This window comes from Aeromonas simiae, assembly GCF_014892695.1.
Lineage (GTDB): Bacteria > Pseudomonadota > Gammaproteobacteria > Enterobacterales > Aeromonadaceae > Aeromonas > Aeromonas simiae.
The window spans coordinates 516,866-539,595 of the sequence record NZ_CP040449.1; the positions used below are offsets into that span (position 1 = coordinate 516,866).

Consider the following 22,730-nt stretch of genomic DNA (forward strand, 5'->3'; position numbering starts at 1 on the left):
GGGCCTCTGCCTATGGCGTCATGACGAGCCCCCCGGCCAATATCAGAAACAGTCCGCCCGCCACCTGTTCAATGCGTTGCAGTGAGCCGTAGAGGCGTGTGCGCAGCGCAGGCAGTACGAGCAGGTGAACCAGCAACAGGTTCCACAACAGCACAATCAGTGCCATCCAGAGACCGGCAAAGAGCTGCTGTGACAGTGTGATGCCTGGCCCGAGGATGGCGCTCATCAGGCTGAGGTAGAAGAGCGCATTTTTGGGGTTGAGCAGTGAAGAGCCAAGTCCTAGCCAGATGCCGTGTCTGCTCTCTTGTATTGCCTCGGGTGGTGGAACCAAGCACAGGCTTCGGTGAGAGCGCAACAGGAGCAGGCCTAGCCAGGCCAGATAGGCGATCCCGGCCCAGCGGATCAGTGCAAATAGCAGGGGATATTCGCGGATGCCTGCCCCGAGCAGGATGACCAAGGAGATGTAGGCCAGGTTACCGATGGCGATGCCCAATACGGTGTGACGGCCATGGCGGCTACCGTGGCGCAGGGTGCCGGTTAGCAGCAGCATGAAGTCCTGCCCCGGTGTTAGCAGGGCCAGGGCATGGCTTATCGCCAGCAGTAAGAATGCGTTGGGAATGATCTCGGACATGATGGGTTCCTCCTGACGAGCAGGGTAGGCCATCGGGGCGACTCACTTCTTGGCGAAAAGTGACTTGCGGTACTGTCCTGGCGTTGCGGCCGAGAAGTGGACGAAGTGACGATGCAACTGGCTCTGATCCCCAAATCCTACTGCCAGCGCCACATCAGCCAGCTTATCGCCTTGCTGGATCAGGCGTTTGGCCAGCTCGATACGCTGGTTGTTGCGAAGGGTATGGGGGGGTAGGCCGTATTCGCGGCGGATACGACGGATGAAGCCCTCTCGACTGAGGCCTTCGCGCGCTGCCAGCTTGGCGATCTGCTCGGTGGATGTCAGCAGCTCTGTGTGGGCTGGACGCAGGCCCAGACGCCCATGCTGGATGAAAAACTGTAACAATACAGCCAGGTCATGCTCCTCCCCCTGACAAAGCCGCCGCAACCACCGAGCCATCTCATCAGTCTGTTCCCCCTCTTTGAATACCGACTCATCACAGCGGTAGGTGTCACAGGCAGGATCCCCGCCCAGTTGCGTGACGAGCCACGCCTCTTCGACAAAGAGCATCAGATAGCTGCGCTGCGCACCGGGTGGGGGATTGCAGGCGTGGGGAAGGTGGGCCGGGATCAGCACCATATCCCCTTGCTCAAGGCGGTGCGATTGGGGGCCAAGGAGGCAATCGGTCTCCCCCTCGGTGATGAGCCCCAGCGAGACGCACTCATGTTGGTGGCGGTGGTAGCTCTGGTGGCTTTGCTCTGTGGCGCGCAGGGTGAGGAAGGGCCAGTGGGAAAAGAGCTGAAAGTGTTGCCGAAGACGGGAGACTGTCATGGGATCAGCCGCACACTGAAGGCCAGTACGAAGGCGCTGTAATTGGATACTCCCAGCATGGTCATCGTCCCTGATGAAAGAATTCGAGTGGCCCAGTGAGGGCCTATCAACGCTTATCCTGTCTCATTTTGGGTGTGCAGGCCAGTGTTCTCACATCGGGAGATAAAAAAGCCCCGCAGAGGCGGGGCACGATAAATCTAAATCAATGTTGACCAATGGTGAAAGTGATTGGCGTGACGTCGAGGTGAGCCACGTTTGTCAGCATAAGGGGTGGTCGCGCCCCTGTATGTCGTCCATTTCTGAACTTGTCTCTGTTTAGCTGCGGATGCGGCGATAGATGAACAGGAGCAGCAAGGCGCCGGCAATGGAGATAAGAAGACTGGCCACGTTGAAGCCGTTGACGCTACCAAGCCCCAGGCTGGTGCTGATGAAGCCGCCGACCAGGGCGCCGGCGATGCCGAGAACGACGGTCATGATGAAGCCGCCACCATCGCGGCCCGGCATGATCCACTTGGCCAGGATGCCGACGATAAGGCCAAGAACAATCCAAGAAAGGATACCCATGTCTATTCTCCTCTGTTAATGACCGGGTCATTGTAGACCCATTGTTCGCAACGAATGGGGGCGAATGGTCGGTGCGGGTCAGAAGCTGTCCGAGCCACATCTCTCCAGAGGGATGGCGCCGTCTAGAGATAAAAAAACCGGGCCATGGGCCCGGTTTTTTCATTATCGACGGCTTACTGGAACAGCAGCACCATCAGTAGCCCCACCGTGATGGCGGACACCAGGAAGGCGAAGCCATAGAACACGTAGTGGTGCAGCTTGGTGGTGTGGATCCCCAGGTCATGCAGGCCGTGGTAGATCCGGTGCATACCGTGCCAGATCGGCAGGGCGATGATCACCAGGATGATGGCGGCGCCCCACCAGGAGCTGGCGAACTCGAGCACACGCTCGTAGCTCATGGCTTCCACGTCCATGATGCCAAGCGGCACCAGCAGGCCGGTGATGAGGACGATGATCGGCAGCAGCATGGCAACCACCATACCGCCCGCACCAAACAGACCCCAGTAGATAGGTTCATCGGAACGTCTCATGGTCTCTCTCCTCATGCCACGATGATCAGAACAAGCGCGGATACCACCGCCAGAGCTACGTACTGGGCCAGCACGATGGGCTTCTCGGGGATCAGTTGATCACCCTTGAAGATCCGCATCGCCTTGGGTGCCAGTGCGAACCAGGTCTTGGCGTGGAACAGGCAGGCGGCCAGTGCGATCACGTGGAACAGGATGGCCAGCGGGTTTTGCAGCGACTCGAGCCAGGCGTTGAAGGCATCGGGCCCCTGCACCAAGCGCAGCAGCCCCCACATCAGCACGACGGCATAGATGGAGACGAACAGGCTGGTACCCTCACGGATCATGTAACCGGTGTAGAAGGCGTTCTTCAACCACCAGTCCTTCTTCATCTCGCGGACGTAAGGCTTACGTTTGCTGTTTTCGTTGTTCATGGTCTCACTCCGGCTTGAACATGGCGATCATGTAGTCCTTGGCGCTCTCGACCTTGCCGAGCTGGATCGCTGCGGCGGGATCGACACCCTTCGGGCACACGTCAGAGCAGTAACCGACGAAGGTGCAGCTCCACACGCCAGAGTCGGCGTTGACGATCTTCATGCGCTCGGCGGCCGCGCCATCACGGCTGTCGGCGTTGTAGCGATAGAGCAGCGCCAGGGCGGCCGGGCCGGTGAACTGCTTGTTCAGGCCATACTGCGGGCAGGCGGCGTAGCACAGGCCACAGTTGATGCACATGGAGAACTGACGATACTTCTCCAGTTCGGCCGGGGTCTGCAAGTACTCACCGTCGCACAGGCTCTTCTCTTCCTTCGGAATGATGTAGGGCTTGATGCTCTCGAGCTTCTCGATGAAGTCGGACATGTCCACCACCAGATCACGCTCGATCGGGAAGTTGTTGAGCGGCTCGATGCGCATCTTGCCTGGGGTGTAGTCGCGCAGGAAGGTCTTGCAGCCGAGCTTGGGCACGCCGTTGACCATCATGCCGCAGGAGCCGCAGATCGCCATCCGGCAGGACCAGCGGAAGCTTAAGGTGGAGTCCAGGTGGTCCTTGATGTAGTTCAGGGCTTCCAGCAGGGACATCTCTTTGGCGAACGGCACCTGGAAGGTCTGGAACCAGGGCTCGTTGTCCTGCTCGGGACGATAGCGCAGGATCTCAATTTCCATCATCTCAGCCATTCTTCTTGGCCTCCTGTTGTTCTGCTTCGGCACCGTAGACACGCTTGGCCGGCTGGGATTTGGTGATCTTCACGTCGGAGTATTCCAGGTTCGGTGCCCCTTCGGGGTTGTAGAACGCCAGGGTGTGCTTGAGGAAGTTCACGTCATCACGCTCTTCGTAGCCGTCCAGACGCTGGTGGGAGCCGCGAGACTCCTTACGGTTGATGGCGGAGTGAGCCATGGACTCAGCCACGTCCAGCAGGTAGCCCAGTTCGATGGCGTACAGCAGGTCGGTGTTGAAGACCGACGACTTGTCGTTGATCTTCACCTTCTTGTAGCGCTGTTTGAGCTCGGCAATCTTATCGATGGTCTCTTGCATCAGCTCGGCGGTGCGGTAGATACCAACGCCGGCTTCCATGGTGCGGCCCAGATCGTTGCGGATATCGGCCGGGTTCTCGGTGCCATCGTTGTCCATCAGGGCGAGATGCTGGTCGATCAGCGCCTTGGCCTTGGCGGCGAGGGCGTCGGTGTTGCCGTGCTGGGTCTCGAGGGCGTGCTTGGCGGCGGACTCACCGGCTACCTTGCCGAACACCACGATCTCGGAGAGGGAGTTGGAGCCCAGGCGGTTAGCGCCGTGCAGGCCGACCGAGGCACACTCGCCGACGGCGAACAGGCCCGGCAGACGGGTGGCGCACTGGCCGTTGGTCTCGATACCGCCCATGGTGTAGTGCACGGTCGGACGAACCGGGATCGGCTCCTTGACCGGGTCCACACCCACATAAGCCTTGGCCAGCTCGCAGATGAACGGCAGGCGCTCTTTCAGGTACTTCTCACCGAGGTGACGCAGATCGAGGTGCACGTAGTCGCCCATCGGGGACTCGAACACGCGGCCTTTCTGCTGCTCTTGCCAGAAGGCTTGGGAGAGACGGTCACGGGGACCCAGCTCCATGTACTTGTTCTTCGGCTCGCCGACCGGGGTTTCCGGGCCGAGGCCGTACTCTTGCAGATAGCGGTAGCCATCCTTGTTGACCAGGATGCCGCCTTCACCACGGCAGCCTTCGGTCATCAGGATGCCACTGCCCGGCAGGCCAGTCGGGTGGTACTGGACGAACTCCATATCACGCAGGGGAACACCATGGCGATAGGCCAGGGCCATGCCGTCACCGGTGACGATGCCACCGTTGGTATTGAAGCGATAGACGCGACCGGCACCGCCGGTGGCGAAGATGACCGACTTGGCCTGGATGAAGCGGGTGATGCCGTTTTGGATATCAAACACCACCACGCCCTGTACGCGACCCTCTTCAACGACCAGATCGAGGCAGAAGTGCTCGTCGAAGCGTTGGATGCTCGGATACTTGATGGAGGTCTGGAACAGGGTGTGCAGGATGTGGAAGCCGGATTTGTCAGCCGCGAACCAGGTACGCGGGATCTTCATTCCGCCGAAACGGCGGACGTTGGCCTTGCCATCGGGCTTACGGCTCCAGGGGCAACCCCAGTGTTCCAGCTGAATCATCTCTTCAGTGGCGTGCTCGACGAAGTAATCGACCACGTCCTGCTCGCACAGCCAGTCACCGCCGGAGACGGTATCATTGAAGTGGTTTTCGAGGGAGTCGTCATCACGCACTACACCGGCTGCACCGCCTTCGGCGGCGACGGTGTGGCTGCGCATCGGATAGACCTTGGAGATCAGGGCAATCTTCAGATCGGGGTGGGCTTCCGCCACGGCAATCGCGGCACGAAGGCCACCACCACCAGCACCGATGATGGCAACATCGGTCTTGATAATATCCACATCTGCCTCCTTTGGGATAAGTTTGCTGGGCACGATTTTGCTCTACGAAAAAAATCCAGGCTTGATGCAAGTCAAACAGGCCTGTTTTAACACGTTGGCTTGGTGAATTTATTCACACTCCCCTACATCCCTGGGAAAAAGCACTGTTCCCCTACCTTCCAAAAGAGGACTGTCCGCTGCGTCATCGTTGTTCTCAATAAGGGCCGCATGATACGCACATATCAATGAATAAAATGAGAAACACCTCTCTTTTTAGGTAAATAGGCCTGTATTTTTTAAGGTTTTTATTGAGATAGTTGAGGGTTTGCTCGTTCTCGTCAGAGAGGGCTCACCACTTATTTGCCGTGTTTATGCACGAATGTGATTCTGTATGCATACACTAGCATAAAAAAAGGGGCCGTTCGGCCCCTCTTGGGTGGTGACGGATCAGATCCGGAACATCCCAACCTGTCCGTTGAGTTCGCCCGATATGTTCTTGAGCTGGTTGGCGATATTGCGGCTGCTGTTGGCCTCTCCGGCTAGCTCATCCGAGACGTCCTTGACGGCCTGGATGTTGCGGCTCACCTCGTCGGTGACCGCGCGTTGCTCTTCGGCGGCGCTGGAGATCTGGGTGGCCATGTCGGAGATCTGGCCGATGGAGCCGGCAATCTGCTCAAGTGCCGTGGTGGCGCTGCTGGCGTCATCCACGCTGTTTTGGGCCAGTTGCTGGCTCTCGTGCATGGTGGTGACAGCCCCTTGGGTATTGCGTTGCAGGGTCTCGATCATGCTGCGGATCTCCACGGTGGAGCTGTGGGTACGCTGGGAGAGCACCCGCACCTCATCTGCAACGACGGCAAAGCCGCGCCCCTGCTCACCGGCGCGTGCCGCCTCGATGGCAGCGTTGAGGGCCAGCAGGTTGGTCTGCTCGGCAATCCCTTGGATGGTGGAGAGGATGGTGTTGATCTCCTGCGCGTTCTTCTCCAGCTCTTGGATGATGCTGGAGGCATGCTCGACCTGGGAGGCCAGCTCGGTGATGGAGCGCTGGTTGCGGGCAATGACCTGCTTGCCCTGCTCACAACTGCCGGCGGAGGCGCGGGCGGCCTCGGCGGTCTGCTCGGCATTGCTGGCGACTTCGACCGCGGTGGCCGACATCTCGTGCACGGCGGTGGCGATTTGGGAGATTTCGCCCTGCTGGCGTGAGAGGCCCTGGTTGGTCTTCTCCGCCATCTGATAGGAGGAGGTGGCTTGTTGATTGAGCTCGACCGACGAATCGGAGATATCCTTGACCATCTCGTGGATCCGAGTGATGAAGGCGTTGACGTGCTGAGCAACCGTGCCGACTTCATCGTCCCGTTCAATCTTGATGCGGCGGGTGAGATCCCCATTGCCGCGAGAGAGGTCGGCAATGGCGTCACCCAGCGTTTTGAGCGGAGCCAGCGAGCCGCTGATGGCGAGGAAGGAGATACCGGCGACGATCAGTATGGTGAGCAGTCCTTGCCAGATGGCTGAAGTGACCATGCGGCTGACGGTCTGATAGGCCACCTCCTGATCGATGACGATGCCGTAATACCAGTTGGTATTGGGGATCTGGGTCAGATCGAAGACACTCATCTTGCCGCCGACCACCATCTCGGAAATGGTTTTGTCGCTGCCGATCTCCTTGATCTTGGCCGGGGTCAGGTCGGGGGAGATCTCGGTGGTCTGCTTCATCGCCAGATTCTTGTCCGGATGGGCGATGATGGTGCCGTTGCTGTCGACCAGGATGGCGTAGGTCCCTTCCATGTCCATGGCAAGGATGTCGCGGATCAGCGCATCGATGGCAATGTCACCGGCGATGACCCCCTGAGTCTCTCCCTGGGTGAAGGGTTCGGCTATGGTGATCACCAGGTTGCCGCTGGCGGCATCGGCGTAGGGGCGGTGATCACCAGCTTACCGGCGGCCATGGCGTCCTTGTACCAGGGGCGCTGGCGTGGGTCATAGCCGGCGGGCAAACTGGTCTGATGGCTCTGAATCATCTTGCCATCCGAGGTGCCGGCGTAGACTAAATCAAAATCCCCCGCTTGCTCATCCATGGAGAAGTAGCTAACGGGATTGGCGTCTTGAGCGAAGGCGTGTTTGGCGGCCTGAATGATGCCGATGCGGGCATCCAGCCAGCGCGATATCCCCTGAACGTTGGAGACGGAGGCGATATCAACGGAATTCCAGATAAGCTTGCGGGTCTCTTCGCGCAGTTGCGAGGTGTTGTACCAGACTTGCAAGCCGGTGATGACCAGTATGATGAGGCCGATGGCAAGCACCAGCTTGTTCTTGATCGACAGATTCATGATGTACTTCCTTATACGAGTCCTACAGCGAGAGTTGTGTGTTGTGACTTCTGGTTATCGGCCACTGTCCCGCGAACCTGACGGTACACGGCTGATTAAGCTATAGCTCAATTTCCTCCTTGTCTGAGCGGCGCTGCTCTGGATGATTGGTGAAGATCCCATCCACCCCCATCGCTTCAAGCCACGCCCATTCTTCAATCTCGTCAACCGTATAGACCAGCACCTTGAGCCCCCGGTTATGGGCGTCCTGCACCAGTACCGGGGTGGTGAAGTCCACATCGCAGTTGAGTGACCAGCACCCCATCTCGGCGGCGAAGCGCGCCAGATGACGTGGTTGCCCAGCAATTAACGCGCCAAGACGGATATCAGGGCGTTCATGCTGAAAGGCGAGTAGCTCCTTGTGATCGAACGAAGAGATGAGCCACTGCTCGGGTCGAAAGCCCAGCTCGGCTTCGGCACGCCGGGTCAGGGCGGCCACCGGGGCGGCCGTGTGCAGTCCCTTGAGTTCGATGTGCAGCTCGCACTGGCCGGCAACCAATTGGAGCACCTGCCACAGGGTCGGGATGTGTTCCCCCTCGCCGGCATCCAGGCTGGCCAGGTATTCCCGCGATTGGCGCGTCAGCACGCCGCGTCCGTTGCTGCAACGCTCGAGACGGCGATCGTGGAACACCCACAGCTCGCCGTCGGCCCACTGCACGTCGAGCTCGATGGCGCTCATCCCCAGCTCGAGTGCGAGGGCGAAGGCCTTGAGGGTATTTTCCGGCGCCAGTCCGCTGGCGCCACGGTGGGCAATCAATTGCATAACGATTCCTTTAGGCCCGGGTCAGGCGAATGTCGACTTGTTGGTGGGGCAGTGTCATGCCGTGAGCACGCAGGCGAGCGAGCACCTTGCTGTGCAGTTCGTGGGTGATCGGCATGCGATCGTCGAGGCTGTTGACGTAGACCCGCAGCTCATAGATGAGGGCCGAATCGGTGAACTCCACCAAGTAGATGGAAGGGGTGGGGGTATCGAGCACCAAAGAGCAGTCGTGGATGGCTTCATGCAGCAGCGGCTCGAGGTCGTCGACGTTGGCACTCAGCCCGATGCGGATGCGCAGCTTGACCCGGGTGATGGCGTCCGACAGCGACCAGTTGATGAACTGCTCGTTGATGAACGCCTTGTTGGGCATGATGATCTCCTTGCGATCCCAGTCGACGATGGTGGTCGCCCGGGTCTTGATGCGGGTGACGGTGCCGGTGAGATCGCGGATGGTGACCGTGTCACCGATGCGGATTGGCTTTTCAAACAAGATGATGAGGCCCGAGACGAAGTTGGCAAAGATCTCTTGCAGGCCGAAACCGAGGCCGAACGAGAGGGCCGCTACCAACCACTGGATCTTCGACCAGTCGATGCCAAGCATGGAGAAGCCGAGCAATGCCCCCACGACCAGGATCAGGTATTTGGTCACCGTGGTGATGGCAAAGCCGGTGCCAGGGGTCAGGCTCAAGTGTTGCAGCAGGGTCAGCTCGAGCAGGCCGGGCAGATTACGCACCATGACGATGGTGATGATGAAGATGAAAGCGGTCACGGCGATATCTTGCAGCGTAATGCCGTTGAGCTGCTCTATGCCGCCTATGGTGCTGCTCACCTGCCACAGTTCGATGTCGCCGAGGAAGCGGAAGGCGGCGTTCAAATCCGACCAGAGCACCAGCATCAGCGCCACATAGCCCAGGGTCAGCAGGGTGCGGATCAGGCCGAGTGACTGGGCACTGATGGTGTCCAGATCCGGCTCCAGATTGTCATCGACCAGATCGTGCTGCTCGCCCTGGCTCTCTTCCTGCTGGCCGCGCTGGGCCACCTTCTCGGCCCGCTTGGCCTTGGCCCGCTCGAATTGCAGGCGGCGACGCTGGATCAGCATCCAGCGCCGTGCCAGGTAGTAGACCAGCAGGAACAGGAGGGCACACAGCAGCGAGAGCTCTAGCTGGCGCAGCAGGGTGCGCGCCGTATAGAAGTAGCCGAGCAGGGCTCCCAGCACCGCCAGCAGTGGCGCCAGCATCAGCAGATTCCAGATGAAGTGGTGCAACAGGTGTGGCTTGCTCATGTCGCTCTGCCCCCAGGTGAGCGGCAATCGCTCCCGGTTGAGGCGGGTGAAGAAGAGCAGCAGCCAGAGGGAGCCGACCACGAAGGCGAGGCGGCCTATGGTGTCGTAGAAGGCGTGTTCGGGATAGGCATCGGCCACTCCCTGGATAAACAGGCTGGGGATGAGCACCAGCATCAGGGTGCGGAACTGGCGCCAGATCTTCTGTACCCGTGCTTCAGACCAGCGAAAATGCAGGCTGAGCAGCCCACGATCGAGACAAAGGTGGCGTGTCAGCAGCAGCGCCAGCAGCAGGAACCAGAGCTGACTAAGGCTGCCGGCCACCGCATTGGCGAAGGGGTACTCCCAGTCGCCTGCCAGCAGGCGCTGTAGCAGGATCAACATCAGCGGCAGCGGCAGGGCAGCCAGCACGGCGCGCAGGAGCAAACGGGTGCTGAGGCTGAATTTGTCCTGGGTCACCTTGCCGATGCGGGGCGCTATCTCCTGGGTATAGGCCACCAGATGCCGGCTCAAGCGCAGCCAGAGGTAGCCGAGCAGGGCCAGCGCCAGCAGCGAGAAGACCAAGGTCGGCAGTGGGTTTTCTGCCAGTGCCAGCGGTAACTGCTGCCAGTTGCCGAGGGCGAAGGCAAGGGTCAGTGCGCTCGGTAGCGAGGTGAGTTGCTCCAGCCCGATCGGCCTTACATCCGGCAGCCAGAAGAGGTGGCTGGTGCCTTGCTCGCGGATCTCGGCCGTCTTGCTGTTCTGGCGGCTGTAGAGCAGTTTGAGGCGGGTCTGCTCCTGCAACAGGCTGTCGGCGGCATCGGTCAGGCGGGTCAGCAGTTGGCGGCGCGCCTTGAGCAGGGTATCGAGCAGGGGTTGCTGGGCGCGATCCAGCGTTGCCGCATGCTCCAGCTGGCGCTTGCTCTGGGTCAAGTCGGCGAGCCCCGCCAGCTCGTTCTCATACTGGTGTTTGCTAATGCGGGTCTGGACGATTCCATTTTCGAGTTTGCCAAGCGGATAGGGGGGCGGCAGATCGCCGAGCTTGCTGCGTAGGTTCTCCCCATAGGCGTTGCTCACTTGCAGCCACTCCAACTGCTCGCGCAGGGTATTGCCCAGCTCCCCCAACTCGCCGAGGCGCAGATCCACCTGCTTTTGCTCCTGCTGCACCGTGTCGATTTCGTCTTCGAGGGCCCCCAGGCGCAGTGAGAGGGTCTGGTTGTACTGCTGCATCTCTTGCAACAGCGGCTGATCCGAGGTGAGCTGCTGGCGCAGCCGTTCACTCTCGGCCAGCGCCTGTTCGGTCTTCTCGCGGCGCAACTGGTTCTGCCGGGCCAACAGACTGGCTTGCCACTCGTCTTCGTCGGTGATGGCGAGGTTGACCTCCTGTAGGCGCAGCTTGGCCAGATCGGTGCGCTGAGGGGACGAGAGCTGTTCGAGCTCGAGCATCATGATGCGATCGCTCAGGCTCTGCTCGCGGACTTGGTTCAACAGGCGGTTGGCCTCGTCGAGGCGGCCGCTCTCGGCGCTCAGGGCCAGCCGCTCGTTTTGCTGGCGCACCTGCAACAGTTGACGGCGCAGCTCGTCCACCCGCTGGTGGTAGTCAAAGCCGCCGCTCTCCATCTGGCTCAGCTCGTCTGCCAGGGTCTGGCGCTGGCGCCGTAGCTCGAGCTGACGGTTGCTGCTCTTGCTCATGGCCAAGCTCAAGTCCGCTTCGTTGAGACGATTGAGCTGACCGCGCTGGGGTGGCCGCCAGTCCTGCAACCGCTCCTTGAGGGCTTGCGATCTTTGCGGGTAGCTGACCAGCGCCTCCTGATAACTCTGGATCTGACCGCGGTAGCGCTCCCCTTCGCGGGCCGCCTGCAACGCCTGTTGCAGTGCTTCGCGCAGCTTCAGGTTTTCCGGGGCATCCCCCTGGGGGACGGTGGCAAGCTGCTGCTCAATCTGGGGGATGACAGGCAGGGGGGCGGCGCCGAGGCGGAAGGCGAGGAGGAACAGCAACAAAAAAAGAGAAAGGCGCATGATTCGTCTCGGTCAAATTCCTGGAGGAGGGTTGGCCGTGGGCGGCAGGTGCTCACTAGCCTAAGCCAGGGGAGGGGGGGGGTAAAGCGCCGTTTTGGTTTGTGGGGGACATACGCAAGCGCTTAGGGCTGCACTCTTTTCAACGCCTTTCGAGTGTTGGGCCCTGTGCCGGAGTTGGGTGAGGCTCGGCATGGGAGCCATATGGCCTGACACGATAGAGGCAGGCCGGGGGCATCAGGGGGATGCCCCCCCTTGTCTGACTCAGAGGGTGAAGGCACCGATGAAGATGGCCGGATCGACCCGGCTGCCGTTGAGGCTGACGTTCCAGTGCATGTGCGGGCCAGTGGCGCGTCCGGTCATGCCGACTTTGCCGAGTACGGCGCCGCGCGTCAGCGTGTCACCCACCTTCACATCAACGGCGGAGAGGTGGCAGAACATGCTGATGAAACCCTGACCATGGTCGATGAAGACGGTGCGGCCATTGAAGAAGTAATCACCCACCAAGATGACGGTTCCGGCGGCAGGGGCCTTGATCGGGGTGCCGAGGCGGGCGGCAAAATCCAGGCCGGAGTGGGGGTTGCGCTCCTCACCGTTAAAGAAGCGGCGCAGGCCGAAGGGGCTGGAGAGCGGGCCGCTGACCGGTCTGTCGAGCAGTAGGTTGCTCGGTGTGCCGGGGGTAAAGGTGGCATAGGCCTTATTCTGCTCGGCCAGTTCGCGGTTGATGCGCTCGAGATCCTGAGCCAGCGGATTGACCTGGCGCTTGTTGGCCAGCTTGATGTGCTGCTCACGATAGCGTTTGGGTTGCACGGTGAAGGAGAGCGTTCGGCCATCATTCACTCTCAGCGTCTGCTCCCCAGGGAGGGTCTTGAGGTCGATGCCGACCACGGCAATCCAGCGGGTTCCCTCCTCTTTTACCACCATGACCGGTTTGCTGTTGAAGCTGGCCTGCGGCGGCGGGGAGCCATCCCCCAGATTGAGGACGGCCACACCACCGGGAACGGGATGATTAAGCAGCCGGGTCAGGAAGCCTTCGGCATGAGCGGTGAGAGAGAAGAGCAGGGCAGAGAGTAACAGCAGGGAGCGCATCATCATAATTCCGGTTTAGGGTCTAGGTCTTGGTAGATCTGTTCGAGACGGGTGCTGACCTCCTGGTGCAGCAGATCCAGCTCGAGCATGTCACGCAGCACCTGATACTGGTGTGCGTTGAGCTGTTTGGCCGCTTGGGCCAGCAACTGCTGAGTCGTCTGACGCTGGGTCTCTAACCATTGGGCCGGGTCGGCGGCCAGGTTCTGGGAGAGCTGCTGCTCGGTCTCGGTCAGCATCCTGAGTAAGGCGTCGCGCTGCGAGGCACTGAGCAGTTCCCCTTGCTCGGCCATCCGCCCCTGCAACTCTCGCATGCGATAGGGATCATCGCTGCTGAGTGTGTGCTCGAGCCGCTCTTGTGTTTGCGGGTCGGTCAGCATGGCGATCTCTTCCCAGATGGCCTTGCTGCGCGGCCCATAGTTGGCCGGTTGCTCGAAGCTGAGGCGATAGAGTTCTTCAAGTAGCTCGCCAATTTGTGATTGCAAGGCAGGAGGAATTGCCAACTGAGTGAACAGGGCCGGTAAGGCGCGTCCCTGCTCGGCGATAAACAACTTGTCGAGCAACTGGCTCCCTTCGCTGCCGCGGGTCCATTCGCTGATGGCCTGCTCCAGCTCTATCGGAGGGGGAAGGGCTCCACTTGTCTCGGTGCGGTTGCCGATGGGGGCTCGCATTCCGGGTTTGAGTGAGGGCACAGGACAGGGGAGGGACGATGGTGACTCTTCTTGTTGCGTGACCTCTGGTGTTGCGTCGGCGGCCTGCTCGAAGGATGGCAAGCGCATCAACAGGGTCAGGTTGAGCGCAAGAGAAAGTGACAGCAGGATGAAGAGCAGACGGGTGCGCATAAGGCCTCCGCGATGGCAACAATGGGCGGATTTTAACGGTAAATGGGGGCCAAGTCGGCCCCTTTCTGCTCAATGGTGCGGTAATTGTGCCAAAACACTCATGGTATATTCACTCTTCTCATATAAAATCAACGGCTTGTTTTTCAAGGAGCCCGTTTATGCAGACTCACCCCATGCCGCGTCGCCATCCTGCTGGTCGTGGCTGGTACTGGACCCGTGGCGGGTTTGCTCTCTTTCTTCATGGGCGGGGAGTGAGCGTGGTTATGTTGCTTTGCTGGCTGACCATCGGCTTGTTGTTGGAGATGCTGCCCATTGGTGGTGTGATCTCCAATCTGCTTTATATGGTGTGGATGGCAGGGTGGATGGCCGCAGCCCAGCGAGCTTGGCGGGAGCGGCAGATCCGTTTCGACGATCTGTTCACCGGTTTTCGTCAGCAGTTCCGGTCTCTGTTGGCTGGTGGCGTGGTGTTGATCCTAGCGCTGTTGCCGATTGAGCTTCTCAGCTCGGCGCTGCTCACTCACTGGGAGCCGGCCCAACTGTTGCTGGCCCAGGAGCCGCTCAACCTTTCCTTCACGGTTGATGAGATGCGGGCGGTATTGCTGGCCGTCTCGCTTAGCCTGTTAATGGCGGTGCCACTGTTGATGGCGATCACGTTTGCTCCGGCGCTCATTTTGTTGCAGAAAGTGCCTGTTCATCACGCCCTGTGGCTGAGTTTCATCGGCTGTCTGCGCAATATGTGGCCCTTCCTGACCTGGAGCCTGCTGGCCTGCGTGCTATTGCTCCTTAGCAGCATGCTGCTCGTGGTGGGGTTATTGGTGGTGATCCCGACGCTCAACTACTCCGTCTATGTCGCCTATCGCGACATCTTTACCGACGGGGAGATGCCGGTGATGCCCTCTGACGAGGCGCCTGCCGCTCACTTCGACGCCTGAGCGTCATCAAGCAACAGGCCGGGTTTCCCCGGCCTGTTTTTTTATTAGCGCTTCTTGCCCTTCTTCTTGGTGGACTTCTTTTTGTCCTCCTTGGGCTTTTTCTTCTTGGTGGGCACCTTGGCCTCTTTGTGCTTGGGGCGCAGCTCGTCGATCACCCGGCGCTTGAGGCGCTCCTCGGTGTAGCGTTCGATCTTGGCGACCACCGCCATGTCATGGGCTTCGGTCAGGCTGATGGCGCAACCGCGGTTACCGGCGCGGCCGGTACGGCCGATACGGTGCACATAGACGTCAGCGCTGTAGGGCATGTCGTAGTTAATGACATGGCTGACGTTTGGCAGGTCGATACCACGGGCGGCCACGTCGGTGGCGATGAGGAAGGGAACATCCCCCTCGCTGAACTTGCGGATTGCCTCGACGCGCTTTTCCTGCTCCATCTCGCCACGGATCCAGGCACAGGGGATCTCTGCGGTCTGCAACTGGCCCGCGAGTTCGGCCAGCCGCTCACGGGTCTTGACGAAGATGATGGCCTTCTTGGTCTCGGGATCGCGCAGTATGTGGGTCAGCAGCGCCAGCTTGTGGGCCGCATCGTCGGCCAGGTGGATCCATTGGGTAATCTTGCGGCGTTCACTGCGCGGCGGTTCGGCGTGCAGTTCGACCGGCTCCTTGAGGATCTCATTGGCAAAGCGGGTCAGACCCGCCCCTTCCAGGGTCGCAGAGAAGAGCAGGGTGTGCTTGCGATAGCGCGCTTCGGCAACGATGCGGCCGACGTCGTCGATGAAGCCCATGTCGAGCATGCGATCCGCTTCGTCCAGCACCAGGATCTCGATGTCATCGCTCTCGAACTCGCCGGCATTGATGTATTCGAGCAGACGGCCTGGGGTGGCAACCACGATATCGGTGGTACGGGTCATGGCCGGGCGCTGCTCCTCGTGGGAGACACCGCCGATGATGGTCTCGACCGCGAGTGAGGTGTGGGCCGCCAGCGCCTTGGCGTGGGCAGTCACCTGCAACGCCAGCTCACGGGTCGGTGTCAGCACCAGTACCCGGCAAGGGCCGGGTTTGCGGCGCGGAAAATCGAGCAGATGTTGCAAGGCAGGCAGCAGGAAACCGGCGGTCTTGCCGGTGCCGGTCGGTGCTGAGGCCAGAATATCGCGGCCGTCCAGGGCCGGCTCCAGCACCATCTGTTGGATGGTCGTGGGGCGGGTGAAGCCCATGTCGGCCAGGGCCTGGTTGAGGGCTGGGTGCAGGTCGAAGTCGTCGAAGGACATGCTCATGGCGATACTCGGTTACGGAGAAAACGCCGCATTATAGGCGATAGTGAGGCCGGCTCCTATGGCGAGAGGGCGACAATCGCTATAATCCGCTCCCTGTGCAGTAGGAGTGTGTAATGGCAAGCCCTGGATTTACCTTCAAACAGTTTCATGTGGCCCATGACCGCTGCGCCATGAAGGTGGGGACGGACGGGGTGCTGCTAGGCGCCTGGGCGCCGCTCGACGGGGTGCGGCGCATCCTCGATATTGGCACCGGCTCCGGCCTCATCGCCCTGATGCTGGCCCAGCGCTCAGCCCCTGATGTGCAGATCGACGCGATCGAGATAGATCCTGCTGCCGCCGCGCAGGCACAGGAGAATGTGCTGGCCTCCCCCTGGCCTGATAAGATTCATGTGCATCCTGTTTCCTTGCAGCAGTTCGAGGGCGGGCCGTATGATCTCATTGTCTCCAATCCCCCCTATTTCCATGCCGGTCAGTCCTTTGCCGATCCGGCGCGAGCCCGCGCCAGACATACGGGAAGCCTCAGCCAGCACGATCTGCTGGCTGCCTGTCAGCGCCTACTGGCTCCGCAGGGGCGGGTGGCGTTGGTACTTCCCCGCGAGGAGGGCGAACGTTTGCGGAATATTGCAGCACGATATGATCTGCATTGTGCATGTGATGAAATAGTGGTCGGCAAGGAGGGGAAAGAGGCAAATCGTGTTTTATTGCTGTTTTCCAGAGAATTAATCACGGCTAAACAGGGTCAAATCGTGATCCATTCTGTTGATGGTCGTTATTGCGAAAGATATATCCAGTTAACCTCTCCCTTCTATCTTAAGATGTAAATTTCGTCTTGAACTTATTTCTCACTCCTTTATTCTGACGTTAAAACGAGCGACCGCTCCAGACCAGCAAAAACCACTGCTTCAGGTCAATAAAACAGCGGCGCCTTTTTTTTGCCTACCGTTCTCCCATGGGGTCGGCAGAGCCAAAAAATACAAAAAAGCAATAAGTTACAAGACAGACGAGGTTGACCTTGACGAAATCACTGACACTGTCCGATGTACTCGGATTGGGCTTTATGACCTTCGCCTTCTATTTGGGCGCAGGCAATATCATCTTCCCCCCTCTGGCCGGTTTTCTGGCTGGTGAGCACATGACCCTGGCCATGTTTGGCTTTCTGGTCACCGCCGTCGGTCTGCCCTTGGTGACCATCATCGCCGTCGCCAAGGCGGGCGATGGGTGGGCGGGCATGACCCGTCTGCTGCCGGCAGGGGTCGCCACCGTGCTGGCGGTGGCCATCTATATCATTATCGGGCCGGCGTTTGCCGCTCCCCGTACCGGTCTGGTGGCCTATGAAATGGGTCTTAAACCCTTCCTGGGGGAGATGGGACAGGAGGGGCTGATCCTCTATACCTTGATCTTCTTCGGTCTGGCCATTCTGGTCTCCCTCAATCAGGGCAAGCTGATGGATGCCGTCGGTAAGGTGCTGACTCCGGTGCTGATCGTGCTGCTGTTGGCGCTGGCCGCCGGTGTGCTGATCGCCCCGCAGGGCACCATGCCGGAAGCCTCTGGCGACTACCTCAGCACCCCCTTCATCAAAGGGATGCTGGAAGGCTACAACACCATGGACACCCTGGCGTCCCTGATGTTTGGTGCCCTCATCGTTGACCTGCTGCGTCAGAAGGGTGTCACCGACTACCGCAGTCAGTTCAAGTATCTGGCCATTGCCGGTACCATCTCTGCCACCGGCCTGTGTGTGGTCTATGTCTCCTTGTTCCAGCTCGGCAACACGGCGCTGGGCGTAGTGAGCGAGGCGAGCAACGGCGGCGTTATCGTCAGTGCCTATGTACTGAGCCTGTTCGGGCAACCGGGTCAGTTGATCCTGGCCGGCATCATCACCCTGGCCTGCTTCACCACGGCCGTGGGGCTGATCTCTGCCTGCTCCGACTATTTCCACAACCTGACTGGCGTTTCTTATCGCAAGTTGGTGGTGCTGATGGGTGCCATCTGTGCCCTGGTCGCCAACGTGGGTCTGAGCCAGCTCATCAGCCTCTCCATCCCGGTACTGGTCGCTATCTACCCGGTGGCAGTGGCGCTGGTGGTGCTCACCTTCCTCAAAGAGCAGTTCGGTCGCCCGACCCTCACCTTCCGTCTGGTGCTGACCATCGCCTTCCTGTTCGGCTGCTTGGATGGGCTGGGTGCGGCTGGCGTGAAGATGGACACCTTCTCCTTCCTGCCCCTGTTTGATAAGGGCCTGGCCTGGCTGCTGCCGACCCTGGCCGCCTGCGGGCTGGGAATGTTGGTTCGCCCGAGAACCCCGGTCGAGGCCAAGACAGCCTGAGAGTCATCTCCATGAAAAAGGGCCTGCAATTGCAGGCCCTTTTTCTTTTCGTTATTCGGGGGAGATGTCGAGGGGGCGACGCGCGCCTTCTAGACCATACCAGTCCCACTGCCACTGCCCGGCATGCCAGATCAGGCGGGCCCATGGGGTGTCTGCCTGCCAGCGTGGTAGCCGCAGTTCGACCCGGTTGTCCTCGTAGCGGTAGATGGAGGTCTGCAAGCGCATGTCACACAGGACAAGCACCCCAGCCCAGCCGATGAAGATCCATTTCAACAGCGTCTACATGGCGTGGCTCCTATTCGAAGCAGATCTCGACGGTCGCGCCCCCGAACTCACTTTCGAACGGCATCATGATCTTCATGCCTTCGGCCTTGTGAGTAATGGCATGGCTCGGCCCTGCGACGACGATGGGGGTCGCCATGTCGAACTCATAGCCCTTTTCTCCCAACATTCGCTTGGCGCCACCGGCGACCATGTTGGTGATCTCGCCAATCATGTCCGTCACTTCGCCATTGAGGTGCGCGGGGGCCTCGCCCAGCATGCGGCGCATGATCTCGAGCGCCAGTCGCTTCTCTAAGCTGATGGAGAGTGAGCCACGGGTCTTCGGGCCCACCATGCCAATGAGCCCGGAGATGTCGCCACGGGCCAGCTCATCGGTTTTACGCTTGGGCTTGCCGGGTTTGAGTTCGAGCTGGGCCATGGTGGACATGACGTTAAGCAGGGATAAGAGAAATGGATTGATGAAATCAGCCTTCATGTTTATTCCCCTGACTGGATGTGCAGCGGGCACACTGACCGTGTGCCTCTATGGTCTTGTTGGTAATAGTAAAGCCATACAGTGAAGCCTGTTCCATAAACGCACTGTCGATCGCTTTGTCGTGCAGCTCGACTACGTTGCCACAGCGATCGCAGATGAGGAGTTGCATAGGATGAGCGTGATCGAAATGACAGCAGAACAGGTAGGCGTTGAGGGATTCTACCTTATGGGCAAAACCTTGTTCTAGTAAGAAATCGAGCGCGCGATAGATAGTTGGCGGCTTGGCATTGGGCTCGGTGAGGCGCAACTGATCGAGCAATTCATAGGCGCTGATGGCATTGCCATGCCGGGCCAGCAGGCGCAACACCTGCTGCCGGGTGGCAGTGAAACGAAGTCCGCGCTGGTCACACAGAAGGCGGGCGCGCTCTAGCAGTTGATCCTGTTCCATCACTCGATTGGTTATTTCTCATGAGGCATTCATAGTACCACAGCCGGCGGCGTTCGAGGTCGGGCAGGGAGAGGCTGATGCTGAAAAACCGGCCTTTGGGGGCGATAAAAACGCACAGGATCGGGTGGGACTGGGTGGACACTATTGGTATGTCGCTTCGCATGGCACGGCATAGTGCATGCGTTGCTGGCGGAGAATGCGTAAAAAAAAGGCCCCGGCCTTGGCCGGGGTCTTTTTGTCAGAACTGCATCGTCATCAGGCCGCGTACCAGCGAGATGACCGGTTGCGGCAGGATGCCAAGCAGCACCACCAAAATGGCGGAGAGCAGCACCACCACGCCGCCTGAGGAGAGGTGCCAACCCGCCTCGGCATCGCGGCGCTGCATGCCGGGTTCGCGCAGGTAGAGGGTGACCATGACCCGCAGGTAATAGAAAAGACCCAAGGCACTGCCGAGCACGATGGCGCCGGCCAGCCACCACAGCTTGGCTTCGACGGTCACGCCGACCAGATAGAACTTGCCGATAAAACCAAGGGTCATCGGGATCCCGGCCAGCGAGAGCATCATGACGGTCAGCACGGCAGTCAGGTAGGGGCGCTTCCAGAACAGGCCGCGGTAGTGGTGCAGGCTGTCGGCATCCTTACCATGGAACGGGCTCGACATCATGCTCACCACCCCAAACGATCCCAGGTTGGTCAAGAGGTACATCAGCAGGTAGACACCGGCCGCCTCGACCGGGATCTGCCCCAGTCGGCTTGCCACCACCACGGTCAGCAGGTAGCCGAAGTGGGAGATAGAGGAGTAGCCGAGCATCCGCTTGATGTTGCTCTGCATCAGGGCCAGCAGGTTGCCGATGAGGATCGACAGGATGGCGATGGCGGTCAGCAGCCACTGCACTGCGGCGTCACCGGCGGCGGGTACCGCCAAGTAGAAGCGCAGCAGTACGCAGAACACGGCGACCTTGCTGACGGTGGCCAAGAAGGTGGCCACCGGGGCCGGCGAGCCCTCATAAACGTCTGGGGTCCACAGATGGAACGGCGCCAGCGAGAGCTTGAAGCCAAAGCCCACCAGCATCATGCCGATGCCGCCGAGCAGCAACGGATGGTGCTCAGGGCTGGTGGTCAGGGTCTTGCCGATGTCGGCAAAACTCAGGCTGCCGGCCTGGGCATAGAGTAGGGCCATGCCAAACAGCAGAAAACCGGTGGAGGCGGCCGAGAGCACCATGTATTTCACGCCGGCCTCTAGGCTGTGGCGCTCGCCACGGGCATAGGCGACCAGGCCGAACATGGGCAGGGTCAGCATCTCGATACCGATAAACAGGGAGGCGAGATGGCGTGAGCCAGCCAGCACCAGCCCCCCGGCGGTGGCGATGAGCAGCAGCAGGTAGAACTCCTCGCGGTTGTCCGGCAGGGTCTTGAGCCAGCTACGGGCGAGGGTACAGGTGGCCAGCGCCCCGACCAGCACCAGCGTCGAATAGAACAGGGCGTAGCTGTCGATGACCAGCAGTGGGGTGACCTGCTGGGTGCCTAGCCCCATCACCAAGGGCACCGAGAGGAGCGCGGCGTTGAGGCCGGCGATGGTCACCATGAAGGCGAACTCGTGGTTGCGCCGCCAGGCGATGGCCAGCATCAGCGCCACCAAAGTGGCGCTGGTGAGCAGCAGGGGCAGCAGGGCCAGCAGTTGAGAAGCTGTAAACGTCATTGCAGGGCTCCGGCAGAGGGGGTCACATACCAGTGCATCACTTGGGCCACACTGGCGCTGGCGGTATCCAGCACGGGTTGCGGGTAGAGGCCGAGCAGGATCAAAAGGCCGGCCAGCACCAGCATCATGGTCACCTCACGGCCATCGAGGGCCTGTAGCGGATTACTGCTCTTGGCTGGGCCGAAGCTGGCGCGATGCAGCATGATGAGCGAATAGACCGAGGCCAGCACCAGGCCGAAGGTGGCGAGGATGGTCATCAGCGGGGCGACCGGGAAGCTGCCGAGCAGGATCAGGAACTCGCCGACGAAGTTGCCGGTGCCCGGCAGACCGAGCGAGGCCACCGCGAAGAACATCATCACGCCGGGCAGGTAGCGCAGCCGGCTCCACAGGCCACCCATCTCGCGCAGATCGCGGGTATGCAGGCGCTCATAGAGCTGGCCGCACAGGATAAACAGGCCAGCCGCCGAGAGACCGTGGGCGATCATCTGCACCACGGCGCCCTGGATGGCCAGTTCGGTGCCCGAGTAGATGGCGATCATCACAAAGCCCATGTGGGAGATGCTGGTGTAGGCCACCAGGCGCTTGATGTCGGTCTGGGCGAAGGCCGCCAGGGCTCCGTAGAAGATGCCGATGACGCCGAGCGCCATGGCATAAGGGGCAAACGCCGCCGACGCCTCGGGGAACAAGGGCAGGGCAAAGCGCAGCAGGCCATAGGCGGCGGTCTTTAGCAGGATGCCGGCCAGATCCACCGAGCCGGCGGTTGGCGCCTGGCTGTGGGCATCCGGCAGCCAGCCGTGCAGCGGCACCAGCGGCATCTTGACCGCGAAGGCGATGAAGAAGCCGAGCATCAGCGCCCACTGCATCCCTTCGCTCATCTCGGTGTGCAGCAGATCCTGATAGTTGAAGGTGAAGACGCCGGTGGCGTGGTAGTGGGTCAGCACCAGGCCGATGATGGCCACCAGCATGATGAGGCCGCTGGCTTGGGTGTAGATGAAGAACTTGGTGGCCGCGTTGATGCGCGACTTGCCGTCACTGACCGAATGGCCCCACAGGGCGGTCAGGAAGTACATGGGCACCAGCATCATCTCCCAGAAGAAGAAGAACAGGAACAGATCCACCGCCATGAAGACGCCGAGCACGCCGCCTAGGATCCACAGCAGGTTGAGGTGGAAAAAGCCCACTCGCTGCACGATCTCCTTCCAGGAGCAGAGGATGGCCAGCACGCCGATGAAGGCGGTGAGCACCACCATCAGGATGGAGAGACCGTCGACCGCCAGGTGCAGATCGATGCCAAAACGCGGGATCCAGGCAAGGCGCAGCTCGGCGGCCCACTGAATGAAGCCGCTTTGCGGCAGGGCATAGGTGCCGCCGAGCCAGAGGGCCCCGGCCAGCACCAGCACCGTCGTCATCGACACCAGCGCCACCCAGCGCACGAAATGGGCGCCAAAGCGCTCACCCTGCCAGCAGAGCAGGCCGCCGATGAAGGGGATGAGCAGGATTAGGAGTAGAGTCACGATATCCTCTCTTAATGCGGTGAC

20 protein-coding genes and 1 pseudogene are annotated in these 22,730 nt (G+C 60.4%); 3 read left to right on the forward strand and 18 right to left on the reverse strand.

The window, feature by feature from the left end:
- Positions 1 to 10: 10 nt before the first annotated feature.
- The 12 genes and pseudogenes from FE240_RS02490 to FE240_RS02545 form a co-directional block, all read right to left on the reverse strand.
- Positions 11 to 631, reverse strand: a complete 621-nt coding sequence (locus FE240_RS02490) for a LysE family translocator (protein ID WP_193003258.1) — start codon at positions 629 to 631, stop codon at positions 11 to 13.
- Between the two features lie 42 nt (positions 632 to 673).
- Positions 674 to 1,441 carry a helix-turn-helix domain-containing protein gene (locus FE240_RS02495; RefSeq protein WP_193003259.1) on the reverse strand — a complete coding sequence of 256 codons (768 nt, stop codon included), beginning with the start codon at positions 1,439 to 1,441 and terminating at the stop codon, positions 674 to 676.
- Positions 1,442 to 1,756: 315 nt separating this feature from the next.
- Positions 1,757 to 2,005 carry a GlsB/YeaQ/YmgE family stress response membrane protein gene (locus FE240_RS02500; protein ID WP_042048740.1) on the reverse strand — a complete coding sequence of 83 codons (249 nt, stop codon included), beginning with the start codon at positions 2,003 to 2,005 and terminating at the stop codon, positions 1,757 to 1,759.
- 173 nt (positions 2,006 to 2,178) lie between these two features.
- Complete coding sequence (frdD, locus tag FE240_RS02505) at positions 2,179 to 2,535, reverse strand: fumarate reductase subunit FrdD (protein ID WP_042048741.1); 357 nt, start codon at positions 2,533 to 2,535, stop codon at positions 2,179 to 2,181.
- 11 nt (positions 2,536 to 2,546) lie between these two features.
- Positions 2,547 to 2,945, reverse strand: coding sequence for a fumarate reductase subunit C (locus FE240_RS02510; protein WP_193003260.1), 399 nt, complete (start codon positions 2,943 to 2,945; stop codon positions 2,547 to 2,549).
- 4 nt (positions 2,946 to 2,949) lie between these two features.
- Positions 2,950 to 3,684, reverse strand: a complete 735-nt coding sequence (locus tag FE240_RS02515; protein WP_042048743.1) for a succinate dehydrogenase/fumarate reductase iron-sulfur subunit — start codon at positions 3,682 to 3,684, stop codon at positions 2,950 to 2,952.
- Entirely contained in the window at positions 3,677 to 5,458 is a 1,782-nt protein-coding gene (gene frdA / locus FE240_RS02520; protein ID WP_193003261.1) for a fumarate reductase (quinol) flavoprotein subunit, read from the reverse strand. Before frdA ends, FE240_RS02515 begins: the two co-directional genes overlap by 8 nt.
- A gap of 426 nt (positions 5,459 to 5,884) precedes the next feature.
- Positions 5,885 to 7,761: pseudogene (locus FE240_RS02525) on the reverse strand (methyl-accepting chemotaxis protein).
- 100 nt (positions 7,762 to 7,861) lie between these two features.
- Positions 7,862 to 8,563, reverse strand: coding sequence for a glycerophosphodiester phosphodiesterase (locus FE240_RS02530; protein ID WP_193003262.1), 702 nt, complete (start codon positions 8,561 to 8,563; stop codon positions 7,862 to 7,864).
- 10 nt (positions 8,564 to 8,573) lie between these two features.
- Positions 8,574 to 11,837, reverse strand: a complete 3,264-nt coding sequence (gene mscM, locus FE240_RS02535; protein ID WP_193003263.1) for a miniconductance mechanosensitive channel MscM — start codon at positions 11,835 to 11,837, stop codon at positions 8,574 to 8,576.
- Between the two features lie 261 nt (positions 11,838 to 12,098).
- Entirely contained in the window at positions 12,099 to 12,923 is an 825-nt protein-coding gene (locus tag FE240_RS02540) for a M23 family metallopeptidase (protein ID WP_193004415.1), read from the reverse strand.
- A 2-nt stretch (positions 12,924 to 12,925) separates the two neighbouring features.
- Entirely contained in the window at positions 12,926 to 13,762 is an 837-nt protein-coding gene (locus FE240_RS02545) for a hypothetical protein (protein WP_193003264.1), read from the reverse strand.
- A gap of 158 nt (positions 13,763 to 13,920) precedes the next feature.
- Here FE240_RS02545 and FE240_RS02550 point away from each other — a divergent pair, with 158 nt between their 5' ends.
- Complete coding sequence (locus tag FE240_RS02550) at positions 13,921 to 14,694, forward strand: BPSS1780 family membrane protein (RefSeq protein ID WP_193003265.1); 774 nt, start codon at positions 13,921 to 13,923, stop codon at positions 14,692 to 14,694.
- Positions 14,695 to 14,738: 44 nt separating this feature from the next.
- On the opposite strand, the gene srmB is transcribed toward FE240_RS02550, so the two are convergent.
- Positions 14,739 to 15,968 (reverse strand): ATP-dependent RNA helicase SrmB, encoded by a 1,230-nt coding sequence (gene srmB / locus FE240_RS02555; RefSeq protein WP_193003266.1) that lies wholly within the window; start codon positions 15,966 to 15,968, stop codon positions 14,739 to 14,741.
- Between the two features lie 113 nt (positions 15,969 to 16,081).
- On the opposite strand from srmB, the gene FE240_RS02560 reads away from it, so the two are divergent.
- Positions 16,082 to 16,789: a tRNA1(Val) (adenine(37)-N6)-methyltransferase gene (locus FE240_RS02560; protein WP_193003267.1), complete on the forward strand. Its 708-nt coding sequence runs from the start codon at positions 16,082 to 16,084 to the stop codon at positions 16,787 to 16,789.
- A 236-nt stretch (positions 16,790 to 17,025) separates the two neighbouring features.
- Positions 17,026 to 18,288 (forward strand): branched-chain amino acid transport system II carrier protein, encoded by a 1,263-nt coding sequence (gene brnQ, locus FE240_RS02565; protein WP_264293197.1) that lies wholly within the window; start codon positions 17,026 to 17,028, stop codon positions 18,286 to 18,288.
- Between the two features lie 51 nt (positions 18,289 to 18,339).
- On the opposite strand, the gene FE240_RS02570 is transcribed toward brnQ, so the two are convergent.
- The 5 genes from FE240_RS02570 to nuoM form a co-directional block, all read right to left on the reverse strand.
- Positions 18,340 to 18,561: a hypothetical protein gene (locus tag FE240_RS02570; RefSeq protein ID WP_193004606.1), complete on the reverse strand. Its 222-nt coding sequence runs from the start codon at positions 18,559 to 18,561 to the stop codon at positions 18,340 to 18,342.
- Between the two features lie 22 nt (positions 18,562 to 18,583).
- Entirely contained in the window at positions 18,584 to 19,045 is a 462-nt protein-coding gene (locus FE240_RS02575) for a chemotaxis protein CheX (protein ID WP_042048581.1), read from the reverse strand.
- The gene (gene zur / locus FE240_RS02580; RefSeq protein WP_193003269.1) at positions 19,035 to 19,493 is read right to left on the reverse strand and encodes a zinc uptake transcriptional repressor Zur; all 459 of its coding nucleotides are present in this window, start codon (positions 19,491 to 19,493) and stop codon (positions 19,035 to 19,037) included. The genes FE240_RS02575 and zur overlap by 11 nt, the downstream gene beginning before the upstream one ends.
- Positions 19,494 to 19,731: 238 nt before the next feature.
- On the reverse strand, positions 19,732 to 21,192 hold the full coding sequence (gene nuoN / locus FE240_RS02585; RefSeq protein ID WP_193003270.1) for an NADH-quinone oxidoreductase subunit NuoN: 1,461 nt from the start codon (positions 21,190 to 21,192) through the stop codon (positions 19,732 to 19,734).
- The gene (gene nuoM / locus FE240_RS02590; RefSeq protein WP_193003271.1) at positions 21,189 to 22,706 is read right to left on the reverse strand and encodes an NADH-quinone oxidoreductase subunit M; all 1,518 of its coding nucleotides are present in this window, start codon (positions 22,704 to 22,706) and stop codon (positions 21,189 to 21,191) included. Before nuoM ends, nuoN begins: the two co-directional genes overlap by 4 nt.
- Between the last annotated feature and the right edge of the window lie 24 nt (positions 22,707 to 22,730).